Here is a 17882-nt window from a genome sequence, read left to right on the forward strand (position 1 = left end):
TCATCCCCGATTCACACGGGTAGGCTCGGCGCCGTGAACCTCAAGGAGCAGATCCGCCACTCGATTCCAGCCGTGATCGTCGTCGTCATCGGCGCCTGGGTGATGATCTACTACTCGATCGTCCAGTGGGAGACGATGAAACCGGTGCCCAGCTGGGACCTGGCGATCTTCTCCGAGCTGGCCAAGGCCTACGCCCACTTCCAGGCCCCGATCGTGCCGGTCAAGGGTGATGGGTACAACCTCCTGGGTGACCACTTCCACCCGATCCTCCTTCTCCTCGGGCCGATCTGGCGGCTCTTCCCCACGCCCCTGAGCCTGCTCATCACCCAGGACCTGTTGCTGGCGGTCTCGGCCTGGCCGCTGACCCGTCTGGCCAGCCGGCTGACGAATCAGTGGGTGGCCGGCGCGCTGGGGCTCGTCTACGTCCTGTCCTGGGGAATGCAGGGGGCAGTGGAGGCCCAGTTCCATGAGATCGCCTTCGCGATGCCGATGCTGGCCTACGCCTCGGTGGCCTTCGTGGAGCGGCGCTGGGTGGCGGTGACGGCCTGGTCGGCGCCCCTGGTCCTGGTCAAGGAGGACATGGGGCTGACGGTGCTCATGATCGGGGTGGCCGTCATCCTCACCTCGCTGGTCCCGGCCTGGTACCGCACGTGCACGGTCATCCGGCCCGGTGTCCACGGAGCCGACGACCCCGACGACGCCGCTGAGGCCGCTGAGGCCGCTGAGGCCGATGCCGCCCGCAACCGGCGTCGGGGACTGCGCCTGGGCGTGGGCATGATCGTCGGCGGGATCGCGACCTTCCTCTTCTCCATCCTGGTGTTCCTGCCGGCCTTCAACATCAACGGGGTGTGGGACTACGGGCTGAGCTCGCAGGACAAGCCCACGTCGCCGGACGCCCTGACCCAGAAGGTCAAGGTGGTCGTCATGCTGATCCTCACCAGCGGGATCATCGGGGTCACCTCACCGTGGCTGCTCGTGGTGCTGCCGACGCTGGCGTGGAGGTTCCTGGGGTCGGTGGAGTTCTACTGGGTGTGGGACAACTGGCACTACAACGCCACCCTCATGCCCATCGCGCTGGGGGCGCTGCTCGACGTCGTCGCCCGGCGCCGGATGCACGGCTCCTACGCGGCCGACCGCCCCGTCAGGGAGGTGGGGGTCGACGGCCGGGCGGTCATGGACTCCTCAGTCGAGGCCGCCGAAGGCGAGGGCGCCGGAGCCGACGAGTCCGACGTCGACAGTCCCCGCCGGCACCCGGCAGCCTTCCCCACCTGGCTCACGGTGCCGCTGCGGCACCGCTTCGTGGTTGCGACGAGCATCCTCATCGTTGTGGCCACCGGGGTCCTGACCAGTCCCTACCTCCCGCTGTGGAAGGCCACCGACCAGAAGTTCGACCCGCTCAGCGCCGAGGCCAAGGAGACCGACGAGGCGAAGAGACCCGAGACGCATCGGGTGGCCGTCGCCCGCGAGGTCATCGCCACCATCCCCGAGGGGGCCACGGTGGTCACCGACCTGTCGCTGCTGGCCTACCTGGTGCCCCGGGCCGAGGTCTCCTGGGTGGGCACGAGCGGCCCCGACAAGGAGTACATCGTCATGAGCCGGAACAGCTCCAGCCAGTGGGGCACCACCAACGCCGCCACCTGGGGCGAGCAGCACTCCAAGCAGGGGGCCGACTACTCCCTCATCTTCAACAAGGACGGCTACCAGATCGCCAAGCGCAATGGCTGAGGTCGGTCCCGGTGCCGATGCTGGGACCCACGACGCCTCCGGGGCCGAATGTGTTCCCCCACCGGGGGCTGTCATCAACACGGATCCGGGAGCTGAGCCCTCACCTACGGTCGCTGAGGGCTCCTCGCCGGTGGTCGGGCGGGCTCCGTCCGTGGCCGCCTCCCTGGCCCTGGTCGCCGCCGGCGGTTGCACGGGCACTCTGGTGCGCGCGGCTCTGGAGCGGGCCTGGCCCGCAGCGCCCGGGCACCTACCGGTGACGACGCTGGCCCTCAACGTGGTCGGGGCCCTGGCCCTGGGGCTGCTGCTCGGGGCGCTCGGCGAGGGACGCCCCCGCCTGCGACTGGCCCTGGGCACAGGGGTGCTGGGAGGGCTGACGACGCACTCGACCTTCATCCTGGAGAGCCATCGGCTCCTGACCTCCGGCGGGGACGCCGGTCACCCGGTCCTCGGCGCCGTCTACCTGGTGGGGTCGATGGCGGCTGGACTGGGGACGGCCGGTCTCGGGCTGTGGCTGGCCGGTCAGCTGCACCGCCCGGGCCGCCCGGACGGCAGCATCCTCCCGGAGGTGCCATGAGCGGGACCGCTGCCACAGGACTGGGGACCTGGCTCGTCGACTGGCTCCCCCTGGCGATGGCCGGCGGGGTGGGGGCGGCCTGCCGCTGGTGCGTGGACACCTCCGTCAGCCGCCTCAGCAACCGAGTCGTCCAGGACACCGCAGCGGGCGCCTGGCAGCGGCGTCGTCCCGGGGTGCGGGCGCCGCGGATACCGCAGACCCCCTGGATGCTGCGGATGCCGTGGGGCACGGTCGTCGTCAACGTGACGGCCTGCCTCCTCATGGGCCTGCTCGTGGGCCGGGCGGGAGGCCCGCCGCGCTCCGGGAGCTGGGCCGCCGCCGCGCTGACCGTGCTGGGGACCGGGTTCCTGGGCGGCTACTCGACCTTCTCCACGGCCTGTGTCGAGGGGGCGCGTCTGTTGCTGGCGGGGCGGTGGGGGCCGGCCCTCGTGCACGCGGCCCTCATGACGGCGGCGACCCTGGGTGCCGTCGGACTCGGACTGTCTGCCGGAGCAGCACTGCGCTAGGGCGGTTCCCGGCCGGGAACCCCGACTCACGTCGACCGAATCTTCAAAAACGACGCGTATACGTGTCGCCTGTGAAGATTCGGTCGACGTGTGCGCGACGACGTCGGTCCGAGACCAACCTGAGACGCCTGTGACGAACTGTGCTCTCACCAGCCTTATGTGGCGTACTGCGGGGCGTACCTCCTCTGACAGACTCGCTGCCATGAGTGTTCAGCCGTCTTCTTCGACGCCGACTCGGTCGAGGACCAACCGCGCCACGGTCATCACCCTCGTGGTCATCGCCGTCATCCTGGGCGTCCTCGCCGCGGCGCTGTTGCACAACGTCGCCTCCCGGCGCCATGGCGCCGCCGCCACCAGCCAGGCCTCCGCCTCCGATTCCGCCACCGCGGCCCCCGAGCCCGTACCGGCTCCTCCGGTCGTCGACCAGCAGACCCTGGAGCTCATCCACTCCGAGACCCACCGCGACCCGGCCGACGGCCAGGCCAAGGGCAAGGTCGACGCACCAGTCGTCATGGTCATCTACTCCGACTTCGCCTGTCCCTACTGCACCCAGTTCGCCCAGAAGGTCGAGCCCGAGCTGGACAAGCTGGTGAAACAGGGCACGTTGCGCGTTGAATGGCGTGACCTGGCTCAGATCAGCGAGACCTCGCCCCTGGCCGCTCAGGCCGGGCGGGCCGCCGCCAAGCAGGGCAAGTTCTGGGAGTTCCACGACGCCGTCTACGCCGCCGCCGACCCCCAGGGCCACCCGACCTACACCGAGGACTCGCTGGTCGCCTTCGCCAAGAAGGCCGGGGTGCCGGACCTGAAGAAGTTCCGCGCCGATATGACCGCCGCGGAGACCGTCAAGGCCGTCTCCGAGTCCACCAACCATGTCCACTCCATCGGCATTCAGGGAACCCCGTTCATGATCGTGGGCGAGACCTACATCAGCGGTTACAAGGACGCCGACTACATGACGGCCGTCGTCAAGAGCCAGGCCGCCAAGGCCAAGGAGGCCAAGGAGGCCAAGGAGGCCAAGGGAACCAAGGGAGCCACGCGCCCCGCGGCACCGGCGTCGGCGAACTGACCACGACGCGGAGAAGAACAACGAGGGGGCGCGGGCGGCGCACGCGCGCCCATCCCACCCCAGGGCTCATGCCCCGACTCGCCACGACGGCGGGCCGGGGGAGGCTATTCTTCCACCACCTGTCCCATCGATCGTCTGACGGGCAATGACGCGAACCGCAACGTCACCAACGGTCGTCTCACCAAGGAGCGCGAGCATGGCACTGAGCATCGGAGTGGATGTCGGCGGAACGAAGATCGCGGCCGGCGTCGTCGACGACGACGGAAAGGTTCTTCAGACGATTCGGCGCGACTCCCCCGCCTTCAGCCGCCAGGCGATCATCGACACGATCACGACGGTGGTGCACCGGCTGCGGGAGGACTTCCCCGACGTGGCCACCGTGGGCATCGGGGCGGCGGGCTTCGTGTCCGCCGACCGCAACACGATGGCGCACGGCACCAACCTGGACTGGACCGGCATGCGGATCGGCGACGTCATCTCCGAGGGTGTGGGCCTTCCCGTCGTCGTCGAGAACGACGCCAACGCCTTCGGTTGGGCCGAGGCCCGCTTCGGGGCGGCCCGAGGTAAGCGCAACGCCCTCATCGTGGCCATCGGCACCGGCGTCGGCGGGGCCATCATCGTCGACGGCCACCTCCTGCGCGGGGCTGCCGGATTCGGCGGGGAGATCGGGCACCTCACCGTCGTCCCCGGCGGGCGCCCCTGCGGGTGCGGCCTGCGCGGGTGCCTGGAGCGCTACAGCGCCGGCACGGCCCTGGGTGTCAACGCCTGGGAGCTGGCGCAGTTCCGCCCCGGCTACGCGGCCCGCATCATCGAGCTCTCCGGAGGCAACCCGGAGCACATCTCCGGCAAGGCCGTCACCGCGGCCGCTCGTGAGGGGGACCAGGCGGCCCTGGAGTGCTACGAGCAGCTCACCCACTGGCTGGGAGTGGGGCTGGCGGACATGTGCGCGCTGCTGGACCCCGAGGTCGTCGTCATCGCCGGCGGCCTGGCCGAGGCCGGCGACATCCTGCTCGCCCCCACGCGCAAGACCTTCGATGAGAACCTCACGGCCGGCACCCACCGCCCCACCATCCCGGTGGTCCTGGCCGAGGGCGGCCAGGAGGCCGGACTGGTCGGCGCCGCGGATCTGGCCCGCCAGCCCTGAACCACCCGGGCACCATCCTCGGGTCGGCCTGGAAACCAGCAGCCATCCAGGCTCTTACGGGAACCTCGCGAGATGACGCGGCGTCAGCGTGCGCTATTGCACCGACCCTCCCATTGTTAGGTATGCCTTACCTCGGTTAGCGTCAGCCTGTTCGACCGATCTCTCCTGATCGGCTCTACCAGAGAAGAGGCCTCGTGACCGTCTCACGCAAGTCATTCATCCTTGGCACCGCGTCCCTGTCCACTACCACTCTCCTGGCGGCCTGCGGCCGCTCCAAGAGCGCATCGTCCACCACCTCCGGCAAGACCATTTCGATCAAGCACGTCTACGGCACCACCGAGGTTCCCGCAGACGCCACCAAGGTCGCCACCGTTGCCTGGGCCAACCAGGACGTCCTCCTGGCGCTGGGCATCATGCCGCTGGGCTTCTCCAAGCAGACCTGGGGAGTGACCGACGGCTCCGGCATGCTGCCCTGGACCAAGGAGAAGGTCGACGAGCTGACCGCTAACGGTGCCGCCCAGCCCAAGCTCTTCGACGACGACGGTGGCGTCAAGATCAACCCCCAAGCCGTTAACGCCACCAAGCCCGAGGTCATCCTGGCCGTCTACTCCGGCATGTCCAAGGAGGAGTACGAGACGCTGAGCAAGATCGCCCCCACCGTGGCCTACCCGAAGGTCGCCTGGGGCACACCCTGGCGCGAGACTATCGCGATCAACGCCACAGCCGTCGGCAAAAAGACCGAGGGCGACACGCTTGTGGCTGACCTGGAGAAGCAGGTGGCCGATGCCGTCGCCAAGCACCCGCAGATCAAGGGCAAGGCCGCTGCCTTCTGCTACACCGCCGAAGGCGATGCGACCAAGTTCGGCTACTACACCACCGCCGACCCTCGTACCGCCTTCCTGCCCGACCTGGGGATGAAGGTGCCGGCCTCCGTGGAGAAGACCTCCAAGGAGAACGCCTCGGCCTTCAATGTGGACATCTCCACCGAGAACGCGGACTCGCTCAACGACTTCGACCTCATCGTCATGTACGGCACCGAGTCCGACCTGGCCGCCATGCAGGCCAACAGCCTCCTGAGCCAGGTGCGCGCCATCAAGAACGGCGCAGTCGCCTTCGTGGGCAATAGCGATCCGATGGCTGCCTCCACCAACCCCGGCCCGCTGTCGATCCCGTGGGGCATCGAGAAGTACGTGGGGCTCATCGCCACCGCGGCGGGCAAGGTGAAGTGAGTACCAGGGCCCGGTGAGTACCTCAACAGCGACAACCGATCCAAGCACTGGCGTCAGCAGGCAGGTGCGCCGGTGCCTGGCCGCCCTGATCCTTCTGACGGCGCTCGCCGTCACCGCCGCCCTGTGCTCAATCGCCTTCGGTACTCGGGTCGTGGGGATTGGGGAGATCGTCGGAGGCCTGTCCGGCTCGCGCACCGACATCGGCGCGCTGGTGGTCGCCGAGCGCCTGCCGCGCACCGCCGTCGCCCTTGTGGCCGGGGCAGCCCTCGGGGTCTCCGGCGCCCTCATGCAGGCGGTGACCCGCAACCCCATCGCCGACCCCGGGATCCTCGGCGTCAACATCGGTGCCTCGCTGGCGATTCTCATCGGTGTCGCCTTCCTCGACATCTCGGGGGCCTCACAGTTCCTGTGGTTCGCCCTCATCGGGGCGACCCTGACGGCGGTGTTCGTCTACGCCATCGGCTCCCTGGGTCCGGGCGGTCCGACGCCGGTCAAGCTCGCCCTAGCAGGTGTGGCCACGAGCGCCGTCCTGTCCTGCGCCATCAGCGCCGTCATGCTTCCGCGCGCTCAGGGCCTCGACGACTACCGCTTCTGGCAGATGGGTTCCCTGGGGCGCGGCAACTGGAACTCCCTGACGACGATCGCCCCCTTCCTGGCCGTGGCTACCGTCCTGGCGCTTCTGGTCGCAGGCCCTCTCAACTCACTGGCGCTGGGCGAGGAGATGGCCATCGGGCTGGGCGTCAACGTCACCCGTACGCGCCTGGCGGCGGCGAGCGCCGGCGTGCTCCTGTGCTCGGCGGTGACCGCCGTCATTGGCCCCATCGGGTTCGTCGGACTCATGGTCCCCCACACGGTGCGCATGCTCTGCGGCCCCGATCACCGCTGGCTGCTGCCGCTATCCGCCCTGTGCGGAGCCGACCTGCTGACCCTGTCCGATGTCGTCGGGCGGGTCGTCTCCCGCCCCTCGGCCGCGTTGCCGGTGGCGGTGGTGACCGCCTTCATCGGCGCCCCCATCCTCATCATGATCGTCCGTGGAACGAAGGTGCGCGAGCTATGAGCACCCCGAGCATCACCGAGGCCACCACCAGCGCTCCCAACATCCAGTCTCTGCATCCGGGCTTCTCCATCGCCGGTCGCCGACGCCGCACCCTCCGCTTTGCAGCCGTCACCATCGCCCTGGCTCTGACAGCCGCAGCGCTGTGGGTGGCCATGATCCTGGTCGGCGAGACCTGGTACAGCCCGGATGAGGTGCTTGCGGTGCTCTCCGGCGACATCGTGCCGGGAGCCTCCTTCGACGTCGGAGAGATCCGACTGCCCCGGGCGATCATCGGACTGCTGGCCGGGATGGCCTTCGGAATGGCCGGAACGACCTCCCAAACAATGCTTCGCAACCAGCTGGCCAGCCCCGACATCATCGGCATCACCTCGGGCGCCTCGGCCTCGGCGGTCTTCGCCATCCTGGTGCTGGGCTGGTCTCCCGCCGGCATCGGCGTCAACATCCTGGCCATCGCCTGCGGTCTGGGCACCGCGCTCACCATCTTCCTACTGTCCGGTCAGGGGCGCTCCCAGGGCGGGCGGCTCATTCTTATCGGCATCGGCGTGTCAGCGATGTTCACCTCCCTCATCTCCTATCTCCAGCTTCAGGGCAACGTATACAAGGCCATCGAGGCGATGCGCTGGCTAAGCGGCTCACTGGACTCGGTCAGCTGGAACCAGGTGCCGGTGCTGGCTGCGGCGATGGCGGTGTGCGGGGCACTGCTGCTCGTCATCGGCCGTGACCTGGGGCCCCTGACCCTGGGCGAGGAGACCGCCACCGGACTGGGCGTGCCCGTGAACCGGGCCCGCCTGGCGCTTGTCATCACGATGGTGGCGCTGTCGGCCTTCGCCACGGCGGCCACCGGTCCCATCGCCTTCGTCTCCTTCCTGGCCGGGCCAATGGCGGCCAGGCTCATCGGGCAGACCGACCACAGCCTGTTGGTGCCAGCGGCACTCATGGGCGCGGTCATCGTGCTGGGATGCGATCTGGTAGCCCAGTGCTTTCTGTCCGCCGCACTGCCCGTGGGCGTGGTCACCGGCCTCATGGGCGCCCCTTACCTCATCAGCCAACTCATCCGCATCAACAGACAGGGCGCCTCGGCATGACCTCCTCTGCGACCTCCACCCCCTCCCTGGTCCCCGAGCTCGCCACACAGGGCCTACGTTCCGGATACGGTCGGCACATCGTCGTCGACGGCGTGGACGCGACGATCCCCAGCGGCAGAATCACCGTCATCGTGGGGGCAAACGCCTGTGGGAAGTCAACGCTTCTCAAGACCATGGCCCGGATCCTGGCGCCGACGTCGGGCCAGGTCCTGCTCGACGGCGAGCCCATCGACCAGATCCCCACCCGAAGGCTGGCAACGCGACTCGGTCTGCTACCCCAGCAGCCGATCGCACCTGAGGGGATCGCTGTGGCCGATCTCGTGGGGCGTGGGCGCCACCCACATCAGTCCATGTTCCGCTCCACGGGCGCCGAGGACCGTCGGATCGTAGAGGAGTCGTTGCTGGCGACCCGCACCGCCGAACTGGCCGACCGATCCATCGACGAGCTCTCCGGCGGTCAACGCCAGCGCGTGTGGATCGCCATGGCACTGGCCCAGCGCACACCGGTGCTGCTGCTGGACGAGCCCACGACCTTCCTGGACCTCACCCACCAGGTGGAGGTCCTCGATCTGCTCACCGACCTCAACCGCGAGCGCGGCACCACCGTGGTCATGGTGCTGCACGACATCAACCTGTCGGCCCGCTACGCCGACCACATCATCGCTATGCGCGCCGGCAAGGTTGTGGCCGCGGGACCACCGCAGGAGGTGATCGACGCGGACCTGGTGGCGACAGTCTTCGACCTGGACTCCGACGTCATCACCGACCCGGTCTCCGGCACCCCTCTCATCCTGCCCAAGGGCCGCCACCACGTACGCGAGGCCTCACACGGCAGCTGACCCAAAGGAGCATCAATGAGCCCAGCCAGACCGTCCGCCTCACCGACGTCCCCGTTCCGCTTCTTCCATGTCACAGTGGCGGCAGTCCGCGACGTGACGCCGTCCATGCGGCGCTTCACCTTCATCGGGGATGATCTGGTCCACTACGCCGACCCGGGCTGGGACCAGCGGATCAAGCTGGTGCTGCCGGCGCCGGCGTCGGGTTACAAGCAGCTACCCGACGGCGAGGACTGGTACGGCCGGTTGATGAAGCTGCCCGAGGAGCACCGGTGCCCGATCCGTACCTACACGACGCGCACGGTTCGCCACGAGGTGGAGGTTCCGGACGGAACGCGTGCGGAGGTGGACGTCGACATGGTGGTGCACGATCCGCTCGGCCCGGCCTCTCGGTGGATCCTTGAGGCTGAGGTCGGTACCGAGGCGGTCCTGCTGGGGCCGAACCGGCAGTGGGACGGCGATGCCGGGGGCGTGGACTTCGTACCTCCGCAAGTGACCGAGCGCTACCTGCTGGGCGGGGACGAGACGGCGGCACCGGCGATCGCCCGGATCCTGGAGGACCTGCCCGCGAGCGCGCGGGGAGTCGCCGTCGTCGAGATGCCCGATGACGCGGATGCCCCTTACCTGCCTGCGCACCCCGGGATCGAGGTGCGGGTGGCTGGACGCAACGGCCGCTCGCACGGGGAGCTGCTCGTCGAGGGTGTACGCCGGGCCGCCGAGGAGCTGTGTCCGGTAGGGGTGCCGCAAGAGGTCGAGGAGATCGACGTCGACCGTGAGCTGCTGTGGGACGTGCCGCGCCACGCCAAGGGCGGGGACGCGCTCAAGCGCACCACCCTGTACGCGTGGCTCGCCGGGGAGGCGGCTGCAGTGCGGACGATGCGCCGCCACCTGGTCAGCGAGCGCGGCATCGACCGGCGCTCTGTGGCCTTCATGGGCTACTGGCGCCAGGGCCGCGCCGAGGCCTGAGCCCGAGGCTCCGGAACCGATGACTTGTATAGCACTTGCTATACTGAAGTCATGTCTGTTGTCGAGTCGACCGCAAGCCTGGCCGTCATCGCCCAGGAGACGGATGAGGCCATCCGTCAAGCGCGGAATCAGATGGTCGCAGCCGTGCGCAATGCCTCCAAGAACGGCATGTCCCAGCAGGAGATCGCCCGGCAGATCGGTCGAAGTCAACCCGAAGTCTCCCGGCTCCTGCACTTTCACGGCACCACGCCACTGGCCCGGCGCCTGCGAGCTGCACGCCGCCAGGTCATCGAGATGGTCGAGGCTGCCGGGGGCTCAAATGTTCGCGTCTTCGGCTCTGTGGCCACCGGCCGGGAGCACGAAGGCTCCGACATCGACCTGCTCTTCCATATGGATCAACCGCTCGGGCTCATGGACCTGGCTGGCTTGGAGATGGAGCTGGGGACGGTCCTGCACGCCGACGTCGACCTGGTGCCCGACACCAATATCCGCCCGACTATGCGCGAGCGAATCATCTCCGAGGCGGTACCGTTATGAGTTCCACCAGGAGAACCGCAGCTGAGATCATCGCCGAAGCCCTGGAGCATTTTGACCTCGCCATCAGCCACTCGCAACGGGACCTTTCCGACCTCGTCGTCATCGATGCGATCGCGATGAGACTCTCAGCAGGCGTGGAGGCACTCGGAGCACTGGATCCTGACACACGCACACTCATCCTTGGCAACCAATGGCCGAAAATGCGGGGGATGCGCAACCGCATCGCTCACGACTACGGTTTCATCGACGACGCCATCGTCCGACAGACAGTCTTAGTCAATCTGCCACCAGTCGTCGAGGCTCTCCGCGCCTGGAACGAGTCCTGAGGCAGTCAGTCCGCCTGGGCGCGCTGGTGCCTGCCGGAAGGCCCGGAGCCGTCGACGTCGTCGGCCGTCTCCTCAGAATCCCGGGTCCTCTCTGCCTTGTCTGACTGCTCAGTCTTGTCGGCGGCCCGCTCCACGACGGGCCGACCGTGGTCGGGGTCCCCCTCGCCGACGCCGTCACCGTCAAGGTCGAGCTTGTCGAGCTCGTCGAGCACTTCCTGGTCCAGCTCATCGGGGTCGCGCACGGGCGAGTCGCCGGCGGACAGGAAGATCCCCACCCAGCGCGAGCGCGGGTCGGAGTCGATGAGGAGGGCCTTGACGAACAGGGTCAGCGGCACCGCCAGGATCGTCCCCATCGCCCCGATGACGGTGGACCAGAACAGCAGGCACAGGAAGGTCGTCGTCGTGTTGAGCCCCACCGCGTCCCCGGTGAACTTGGGCTGGATGAGGGACTGGATGACGAAGTTGGCCGCCACGTAGGACAGCACCACCCACAGCGCCGTCCAGGGGCCGGAGTCCACCAGCCCCAGGATCGCCGGCGGCACCACGCCCAGGACGAAGCCGATATTCGGGATGTAGTTGGTGATGAAGGAGACCACGCCCCAGGTGATGGCCATCGGCACGTCCAGGTACCACAGGGTGACCGCGTTGATGACGGCCACGATGAGACCGAAGACCGTCGAGACCATCCAGTAGGAGCGCACCGCCTCGCAGAAGGAGACCATGGCGGCGGCCATACCCGGCTTGAGGACGCCGAGGGCGGCGGTGCGGATCTCGATCTTGGCGGTGTCGAACATGAGGAAGACGACCACCATCGCCATGACGCCGAGCATCGCGCTGGCCGAGGTCAGCTGCCCCAGGACCGTCTGTGCCACCATGACGAGTCGGGAGGTGTCCAGGACGTCGGTGACCTCCTTGAGCACCGTGGACTGGTCGACCCCCATGCCGTTGAGCTGGGTCTCAGTCTGGCGCCAGATCGCCTGGAACTTGGGGGCGTACTGGGGAAGAGTGTCGACGAGCTGGGCCACCGCGACGGCCAGGGCCGCGAACAGCAGGACGACGAAGGTGAAGATGAGCAGGATCGCCGCCGTCGCCGCGACCACGCGCGGCACTCGGTGGCGCGTCATCCAGGACACCAGCGGCCGGACCGTCACCACGAGGGTGAGGGCGAAGAAGGCCGGGGCGAAGAGGTCCTGGATGAGGTAGAGCCCCACCGCGCCAATAGTAAGTGCCGCCAGGAGGTAGGCGACGGTCTCCCCCTGCGTGCGCTCCCCGGGAACGGGGACGGAGGCCTTCCGAGCTTTTTCCGACACAGCTGCCATGGGCGCATCCTCCCACGGACCGACGGCGCATCCCGGCGCTACGGCCTGTACGCGCCGTGGGAGTTCTCCTCTTTCGTGCCCGCGGCCCCGTCTCAGTCCACCGGCAGGACCTCGGCCAGCCAGGTGTCGACGGCGCGGTAGAAGGCCTGCGGGTCGCTGCGGCGCACCTGGTGGCCGGCTCCGGGGACGAGGACCGGCGAGATGCGGGGATTGCGGGCGGCGGCCTCCAGGCCCTCGCGTCCCACGCGGGCGCTGCCGGGCCGGTCACCGGTGAGCAGCAGGGCGGGGACGTCGAGCGCGGCCATGGCCTCGTCCCAGGGGACCTCGGGGGCGACGACGCCGGTGAGCAGCAGGCCCGGGTCGGTGCGCTGGGAGGCCCACACGCCCGGGAGGGCCTCGGCGTCGGGCATGGTCTTCAGCGCGCGGCCGACGGCGGCGGGCAGGTCGGCGACCTCGGCGGCGCGGGCCCGCTCCCGGGCGGCACCGCGGGCCAGGAGCTCGCGCGGGCTGCGGGTGCCGAAGCGGGCCGGGTCCTCCAGGACGACGCCGCAGACCAGGTCGGGGCGGCGGCCGGCGGCGACCATGGCGGTGGCCGCGCCCATCGAGTGGCCGATGACGACCGGGGCGGGCGGCGTCGGCAGGCCCAGGGCGGCCCGGCCGCGCGAGGCGGTCTCCAGGTCCTCCAGGACGGCGACGAGGTCCTCCACGAGGACCTCCCCGGCGCGCTCGAGCCGGGCCTGCGTCCACCGCGGGGACAAGCCGTGCCCGCGGGCGTCGACGGCCAGGACCCGGTAGCCGCGGCCGACCCAGTGGTCGATGGCCTCGGCCAGAGAGACCGCGGAGCCGGTGATGCCGTGGAGCAGGACCAGGGTGGGGGCGCCGTCGGGCCCCGTGACGATGCGCGCCAGTGAAGTCATGCCCCCATCCTGCCTCGTGACCGCCCCGTAGGCTGAGCCCATGAGCGAGACGAGCGAGCAGAGCACGCCGAGGATGAACGTCGAGTCCTTCAACCTGGACCACACCAAGGTGGCCGCGCCCTACGTGCGCGTGGCCGACCGCAAGGAACTGCCCGGCGGGGACGTGCTCGTCAAGTACGACGTGCGCTTCTGCCAGCCCAACCGCGCGCACCTGGAGATGGAGGCTGTGCACTCCATCGAGCACCTGAGCGCCGAGCTCATGCGCAACCACACCGACCGGCTCATCGACTTCTCCCCCATGGGCTGCCAGACCGGCTTCTACGCCCTCATGCTGGGGGTGGGGACTGAGGAGTTCCTGCCGCTGCTGGAGGCGACCTTCCGCGACATCCTCACCGCCGAGGAGGTGCCGGCGGCCAACGTGGTTCAGTGCGGCTGGGGCGCCAACCACTCGCTGGCCGCCGCCCAGGAGGCGGTGCGCGGCTTCCTCGCCGCCCGCGAGGAGTGGACGCAGGTCATGGCCTGACGCATCCGCCTCTCCCGGCCGGGGACATCCCCCCACGGCCGGGGACATCCTGCGCGTGCGGGGACGGGATTGCGGTCCCCGACGGCGTCGAGTGCCCCCGCCCGGAAGGACACGCACCCGACCGCGCGAAACGTCCCCGCCGGCGAGACGAGGAGCCGCCACAACCAAGCGCCACCGAGACCAGGAACCACCGAGACCAGGAACCACCGAGACCAGAAGCCGAGGAGAGGCCAGTCCTCACATCCTGGCAACACCGAGGCCGGCAGAGTGACGGGGTGAGACGGTGCGCCGTCACCGGGCTCCGACGTCGAGCCCGGTCCGGCACCGGCGCCAACCGCATCCTGAACCGCACTCAGCCCGCCCCCGCCCACCCCGTGCCCGCGCCGCGAGGCACCGACCCGAAGAGAACCTGACGCCCGTGGAGAGCATCGAGACCGTCACCATCACCAATCCCGCCAACCCCGTCCTCATCTGGTGGGTCATCGCCCAGCCGCTGCTGCTCCTGCTGTCCTTCCTCGTAGGGCGGCTGACGCGGTTCCTGCTGCGCGGAAGGGTCTCCGTGTCGGATGCGGCGGCCACACTCATCGCGCTCGTCGGCCTGTGGCTGGGGCTGCTGCTGGCGGGATGGATCTTCGACGAGGGCGACCTGTTCTCGATCAAGATGCTGGCGACCTCCTGCGGCGTGGCGGTCGTGGTGCTGGTGGCGACCTCCGCGGTGCTGGCGCGCGTCCAGCACCGTCGCACGCTGCTGCCGATCGCGGAGGTCGCCCAGATGGGCGAGTCCGACCGCCTGGAGTTCAAGTCCTCAGCGCGTTGGAACCTACGCACGGACAAGCGCGACGAGGCCATGGAGGAGGTCGTGGCCAAGACGGTGGCGGCCTTCATGAACTCCGCGGGCGGCACACTCCTGCTCGGTGTCGATGACGGCGGCAATCTCATCGGGCTCGGCCCCGACTACACGACCCTCAAACAGCCCGACGCCGACCGCTTCGAGCTGTGGCTGCGCGGCATGTGGCGCACACGCATGGGCACGAACGTGGCTGCGCTGCCGCAGGTGGACTTCGCGCCGACCCCGGATGGGACCGCGGAGGTGTGCCGGGTGACCGCGCCCCCGTCCCCACTGCCGGTCTACCTCAAGCCGGCCAAGGGACGCGACGGGGCGGCACTGTGGGTACGGGTCGGCAACTCGACGCGGCGCCTGGAGGTGGACGACGCCGTCGACTACGTCATGCTGCGCTGGCCGCGGATCAACCACGTGGCCTGGCCGATCCGGCTGGGGAACTTCCTGCTGCGCCGCGACCAGTCGCGCAGGGCACTGCCCATCAACCCGGCCGCGGCCGTCACCGCCGCCACGGGTTCCCGGGACGACGAGGGCGCGGGTCAGTAGGGCGTCGTAGACCATGGGGCACCGGAACACAGTGGAGCCCGAGGCCTGAGGACCAGCGAAGAGGCGCGGCAAGGCACGGCACGGCGGTGAGGTGAAGCAAAGGCCGGCGGCCGCGACGGACTGGCCCGATACGTACGGGGACATCCTGCGCGTGCGGGGACCTTTCCGCACCGCCGGGGACATCCTGCGCGTGCGGGGACCGTATTCCTGTCCCCGACGGCGTCGAACGCCCCCACCCGAAGCGACACGCACCCGGCCGCGCGGAATGTCCCCGGCAAGGGCGGGCCAGCGGCAATCCACCTGACCCGCCCTCGCCAGACCCCGCGAGCGCGGGCTCAGGACACGACAGCGGCCTGCCTGTCCTCGGCGTCCGCGGCGCCCTCAGCATCCTCGGCCTCATCGCCCGAGCTGTCCGTCTCCGGTCGGGCCGACTGGCCGGCGTCGACCTCCTTCTGCTCCAGTGCCTGCTCCAGGCCCTCCCCTTCGACGTCGACGACAGGGAGCAGCCGGTCCAGCCATGCCGGCAGCCACCAAGCCTTCTCCCCCAGCGCCGCCATGAGCGCGGGAATGAGGGTCATGCGCACGAGGAAGGCATCGGCGGCGATCCCGACGGTCAGACCGAGGGCGATGGGCTTGACGTAAACGTTGTCGGTGTGAACGAAGGCCATGAAGACGCCGACCATGATGACGGCCGCCGCCACCACGACTTTCGCACTGCCCAGGAATCCGGTCTCGACCGCCGCCGCGGCCGCCCCACGACGAGCCGCAGGCGTCGCGGAAGTCGCGTCACCGCGCCGCCGGCTCCACTCCTCGCGCATGCGCGAGACGAGGAAGACCTGGTAGTCCATGGCCAGCCCGAACAGGACTCCCATGACGATGACCGGCAGGAAGGAGATGACGGCGCCGACCTTGGAGACGGCCAGGAGGTCGGCCGCCCACCCCCAACCGAAGACGGCGCCCACCGCGCCCATGCCCGCCCCCAGCGACAGCAGGTACCCGAGGGTCGCGGTCACAGGAACGGCGACGGAGCGGAAGACCACCATGAGGAGGATGAGCGAGAGGCCCACCACCACGATGCCGAAGGGGATGAGGGCGGCGTTGAGCTCCTCGGCGACGTCGATCGCGACGGCGGTCTGGCCGGTGACCATGACGTTGTCGAGCCCGTAGCGGCTCTCATAGTCGCCGGCGTGGGAGCGGATGTTACGCACGAGCTCCATCGTGGCGGGGTCGGCCTGCGACTTCTCGGGACGGAGCTGGACGAAGGCGAGGGTCCCGTCCTCGTTGGGGGTGGCCAGGGAGACTCCCTCAACGCCGTCGAGCTGGGAGAGGTCACGGGCCAGGCCCTGAACCGCGGCGACGGAACCAGAGGGCTGAGAGACGTCGGCAATCACGACGATGGGGGAGTTGTAGCCCTCGCCGTAGGCCGCGGCGACAGCGTCGTAGGTCTCGCGCTGCTGCGACCCCTTCTCGGCGAAACCGTTGTCGGTCAGGGCCAGGCGCAGGCCGCTGGCGGGGACGGCGCACAGTCCCAGGAGGACGACGACGGCGCCGATGGTCATCCAGGGACGGCGGGTCACTGCGCGCACCCAGCGGGACGCCGGCCTCCGGTCCGCGTCCGCGCCGCTGGCAGCGACCTTGCCGCGGCGCGGGAGCAGACGCTTCCCGAGGATGCCGATGAGAGCCGGGACGACCGTCAGGGCCACGAGCACGGCCACCGCCACGACCGCCGCCGAGGCCAGTCCCATCGTGGTCAGGAACCTGATGTCGGCCACGCTCAAACCGCACAGGGCCACGATGACCGTGGTACCGGCGAAGACGACGGCCCCTCCGGAGGTGGCGGTGGCCCGCCCTGCGGCCTCGGCCGGCTCGACGCCGTCGGCGAGGTACTCACGCGCCCGCGAGACGATGAACAGTGCGTAGTCGATGCCGACCGCCAGTCCGATCATGACGGCCAGGACCGGGGTGGTGGAGTTGATGTCGGTGATGCTCGCCGCCGCGAGGATGCCGAGCATGCCGGTTCCCACACCGACGGCAGCGGCGATGAGCGGGGTGCCCGCAGCCACGAGGGAACCGAAGGAGATGAGCAGGACGATCGCGGCGATGGCGACGCCGACGAGCTCAACGGCGGAGATACCGATCCCCACCTCCTGGTCGATGTTGCCGCTGCGCTGGACCGTCAGAGACGAGTCCATGGCCTCGGTGCGCTCGGCGAGGGTATCGAGGTCTTGGGCGACGGTCTTGGCCTTCGGCGTGGTTCCGGTGGTGATGGAGCCGACCGAGGCGTCCGCCTGCACCTGGACGAGCACGTGGGTGCCGTCGGCGGAGACGGTCGACGCCACCCCGGTGGCCTTGTCCCCGAAGGGCGGGGAGACCGTGGCGACGCCGTCGATCTGCGAGGCCCGAAGAGCGAAGGCGTTGACGGCCGGGGCGTGGTTCTCGATGCGGCCGTTGGAACTGGTGATGAGGACCTGCTCGCTCGTGCCGGCCGCCTGGGGAAGCCGGTCGGAGAGGACCTCCAGGCCCCGCATCGACTCGGTACCGGAGATGGTGAAGGTGTCGTCGAGCTGGATACCGGTGGTGGCGACGACGCCACCGAGGGCAGCGATGAGCAGCGCCCAGGCGGCGAGGACCCGGGTGGCGTGACGAGCGCACCATCGCCCCAGGGATAGGAGGAAGTTGGACATG

General features: G+C 69.5%; 17 protein-coding genes. 14 read left to right on the plus strand and 3 right to left on the minus strand.

What is annotated here, in order from left to right; translation table 11 throughout:
- Positions 1 to 33: 33 nt before the first annotated feature.
- The 12 genes from FBF36_RS12895 to FBF36_RS12950 all read left to right on the plus strand — a co-directional run bounded on the left by FBF36_RS12895 (position 34) and on the right by FBF36_RS12950 (position 11051).
- The gene (locus FBF36_RS12895) at positions 34 to 1725 is read left to right on the plus strand and encodes a DUF2079 domain-containing protein (protein WP_009397113.1); all 1692 of its coding nucleotides are present in this window, start codon (positions 34 to 36) and stop codon (positions 1723 to 1725) included.
- Positions 1718 to 2299, plus strand: a complete 582-nt coding sequence (locus FBF36_RS12900) for a fluoride efflux transporter FluC (protein ID WP_225792390.1) — start codon at positions 1718 to 1720, stop codon at positions 2297 to 2299. The genes FBF36_RS12895 and FBF36_RS12900 overlap by 8 nt, the downstream gene beginning before the upstream one ends.
- Complete coding sequence (locus tag FBF36_RS12905) at positions 2296 to 2805, plus strand: fluoride efflux transporter FluC (protein WP_009397110.1); 510 nt, start codon at positions 2296 to 2298, stop codon at positions 2803 to 2805. The genes FBF36_RS12900 and FBF36_RS12905 overlap by 4 nt, the downstream gene beginning before the upstream one ends.
- 202 nt (positions 2806 to 3007) lie before the next feature.
- Positions 3008 to 3871 carry a DsbA family protein gene (locus tag FBF36_RS12910; protein WP_009397109.1) on the plus strand — a complete coding sequence of 288 codons (864 nt, stop codon included), beginning with the start codon at positions 3008 to 3010 and terminating at the stop codon, positions 3869 to 3871.
- 196 nt (positions 3872 to 4067) lie between these two features.
- On the plus strand, positions 4068 to 5015 hold the full coding sequence (locus tag FBF36_RS12915; protein ID WP_009397107.1) for an ROK family glucokinase: 948 nt from the start codon (positions 4068 to 4070) through the stop codon (positions 5013 to 5015).
- A gap of 194 nt (positions 5016 to 5209) precedes the next feature.
- A complete protein-coding gene (locus tag FBF36_RS12920; protein WP_009397105.1) occupies positions 5210 to 6244 on the plus strand; it encodes an ABC transporter substrate-binding protein in 1035 nt (344 codons plus the stop codon).
- A 13-nt stretch (positions 6245 to 6257) separates the two neighbouring features.
- Complete coding sequence (locus tag FBF36_RS12925; RefSeq protein ID WP_225792391.1) at positions 6258 to 7301, plus strand: FecCD family ABC transporter permease; 1044 nt, start codon at positions 6258 to 6260, stop codon at positions 7299 to 7301.
- Positions 7298 to 8386: a FecCD family ABC transporter permease gene (locus FBF36_RS12930; protein ID WP_009397101.1), complete on the plus strand. Its 1089-nt coding sequence runs from the start codon at positions 7298 to 7300 to the stop codon at positions 8384 to 8386. Before FBF36_RS12925 ends, FBF36_RS12930 begins: the two co-directional genes overlap by 4 nt.
- Positions 8383 to 9225 (plus strand): ABC transporter ATP-binding protein, encoded by an 843-nt coding sequence (locus FBF36_RS12935; protein WP_009397100.1) that lies wholly within the window; start codon positions 8383 to 8385, stop codon positions 9223 to 9225. The genes FBF36_RS12930 and FBF36_RS12935 overlap by 4 nt, the downstream gene beginning before the upstream one ends.
- Positions 9226 to 9240: 15 nt before the next feature.
- Positions 9241 to 10188, plus strand: coding sequence for a siderophore-interacting protein (locus tag FBF36_RS12940; protein WP_034492706.1), 948 nt, complete (start codon positions 9241 to 9243; stop codon positions 10186 to 10188).
- A gap of 51 nt (positions 10189 to 10239) precedes the next feature.
- Positions 10240 to 10725 carry a nucleotidyltransferase domain-containing protein gene (locus tag FBF36_RS12945; RefSeq protein ID WP_009397097.1) on the plus strand — a complete coding sequence of 162 codons (486 nt, stop codon included), beginning with the start codon at positions 10240 to 10242 and terminating at the stop codon, positions 10723 to 10725.
- Positions 10722 to 11051 carry a DUF86 domain-containing protein gene (locus FBF36_RS12950; RefSeq protein WP_009397096.1) on the plus strand — a complete coding sequence of 110 codons (330 nt, stop codon included), beginning with the start codon at positions 10722 to 10724 and terminating at the stop codon, positions 11049 to 11051. Before FBF36_RS12945 ends, FBF36_RS12950 begins: the two co-directional genes overlap by 4 nt.
- 5 nt (positions 11052 to 11056) lie before the next feature.
- Here FBF36_RS12950 and FBF36_RS12955 read toward each other — a convergent pair whose 3' ends face one another.
- Positions 11057 to 12370, minus strand: a complete 1314-nt coding sequence (locus tag FBF36_RS12955; protein WP_009397095.1) for an AI-2E family transporter — start codon at positions 12368 to 12370, stop codon at positions 11057 to 11059.
- 92 nt (positions 12371 to 12462) lie between these two features.
- Entirely contained in the window at positions 12463 to 13287 is an 825-nt protein-coding gene (locus tag FBF36_RS12960; protein ID WP_138137717.1) for an alpha/beta fold hydrolase, read from the minus strand.
- Positions 13288 to 13327: 40 nt separating this feature from the next.
- On the opposite strand from FBF36_RS12960, the gene FBF36_RS12965 reads away from it, so the two are divergent.
- The gene (locus FBF36_RS12965; RefSeq protein ID WP_009393514.1) at positions 13328 to 13810 is read left to right on the plus strand and encodes an S-ribosylhomocysteine lyase; all 483 of its coding nucleotides are present in this window, start codon (positions 13328 to 13330) and stop codon (positions 13808 to 13810) included.
- A gap of 418 nt (positions 13811 to 14228) precedes the next feature.
- On the plus strand, positions 14229 to 15197 hold the full coding sequence (locus tag FBF36_RS12970) for a helix-turn-helix domain-containing protein (RefSeq protein WP_009393507.1): 969 nt from the start codon (positions 14229 to 14231) through the stop codon (positions 15195 to 15197).
- A gap of 335 nt (positions 15198 to 15532) precedes the next feature.
- Here the strand turns inward: FBF36_RS12970 and FBF36_RS12975 are convergent, their stop codons facing one another.
- Positions 15533 to 17881 (minus strand): MMPL family transporter, encoded by a 2349-nt coding sequence (locus FBF36_RS12975; protein WP_009393505.1) that lies wholly within the window; start codon positions 17879 to 17881, stop codon positions 15533 to 15535.
- Between the last annotated feature and the right edge of the window lies 1 nt (position 17882).

The organism is Actinomyces sp. oral taxon 171 str. F0337, assembly GCF_005696555.1.
Taxonomy (GTDB): Bacteria; Actinomycetota; Actinomycetes; order Actinomycetales; family Actinomycetaceae; genus Actinomyces; species Actinomyces oris_E.

Coding starts and splice junctions, on each gene's coding strand:
- FBF36_RS12915 (WP_009397107.1), top strand. CDS start 4,068: ATGGCACTGAGCATCGGAGTGGATGTCGGCGGAACGAAGATCGCGGCC.
- FBF36_RS12975 (WP_009393505.1), bottom strand. CDS start 17,881: ATGTCCAACTTCCTCCTATCCCTGGGGCGATGGTGCGCTCGTCACGCC.
- FBF36_RS12905 (WP_009397110.1), top strand. CDS start 2,296: ATGAGCGGGACCGCTGCCACAGGACTGGGGACCTGGCTCGTCGACTGG.
- FBF36_RS12960 (WP_138137717.1), bottom strand. CDS start 13,287: ATGACTTCACTGGCGCGCATCGTCACGGGGCCCGACGGCGCCCCCACC.
- FBF36_RS12945 (WP_009397097.1), top strand. CDS start 10,240: ATGTCTGTTGTCGAGTCGACCGCAAGCCTGGCCGTCATCGCCCAGGAG.
- FBF36_RS12965 (WP_009393514.1), top strand. CDS start 13,328: ATGAGCGAGACGAGCGAGCAGAGCACGCCGAGGATGAACGTCGAGTCC.
- FBF36_RS12940 (WP_034492706.1), top strand. CDS start 9,241: ATGAGCCCAGCCAGACCGTCCGCCTCACCGACGTCCCCGTTCCGCTTC.
- FBF36_RS12935 (WP_009397100.1), top strand. CDS start 8,383: ATGACCTCCTCTGCGACCTCCACCCCCTCCCTGGTCCCCGAGCTCGCC.
- FBF36_RS12955 (WP_009397095.1), bottom strand. CDS start 12,370: ATGGCAGCTGTGTCGGAAAAAGCTCGGAAGGCCTCCGTCCCCGTTCCC.
- FBF36_RS12950 (WP_009397096.1), top strand. CDS start 10,722: ATGAGTTCCACCAGGAGAACCGCAGCTGAGATCATCGCCGAAGCCCTG.
- FBF36_RS12900 (WP_225792390.1), top strand. CDS start 1,718: ATGGCTGAGGTCGGTCCCGGTGCCGATGCTGGGACCCACGACGCCTCC.
- FBF36_RS12930 (WP_009397101.1), top strand. CDS start 7,298: ATGAGCACCCCGAGCATCACCGAGGCCACCACCAGCGCTCCCAACATC.
- FBF36_RS12910 (WP_009397109.1), top strand. CDS start 3,008: ATGAGTGTTCAGCCGTCTTCTTCGACGCCGACTCGGTCGAGGACCAAC.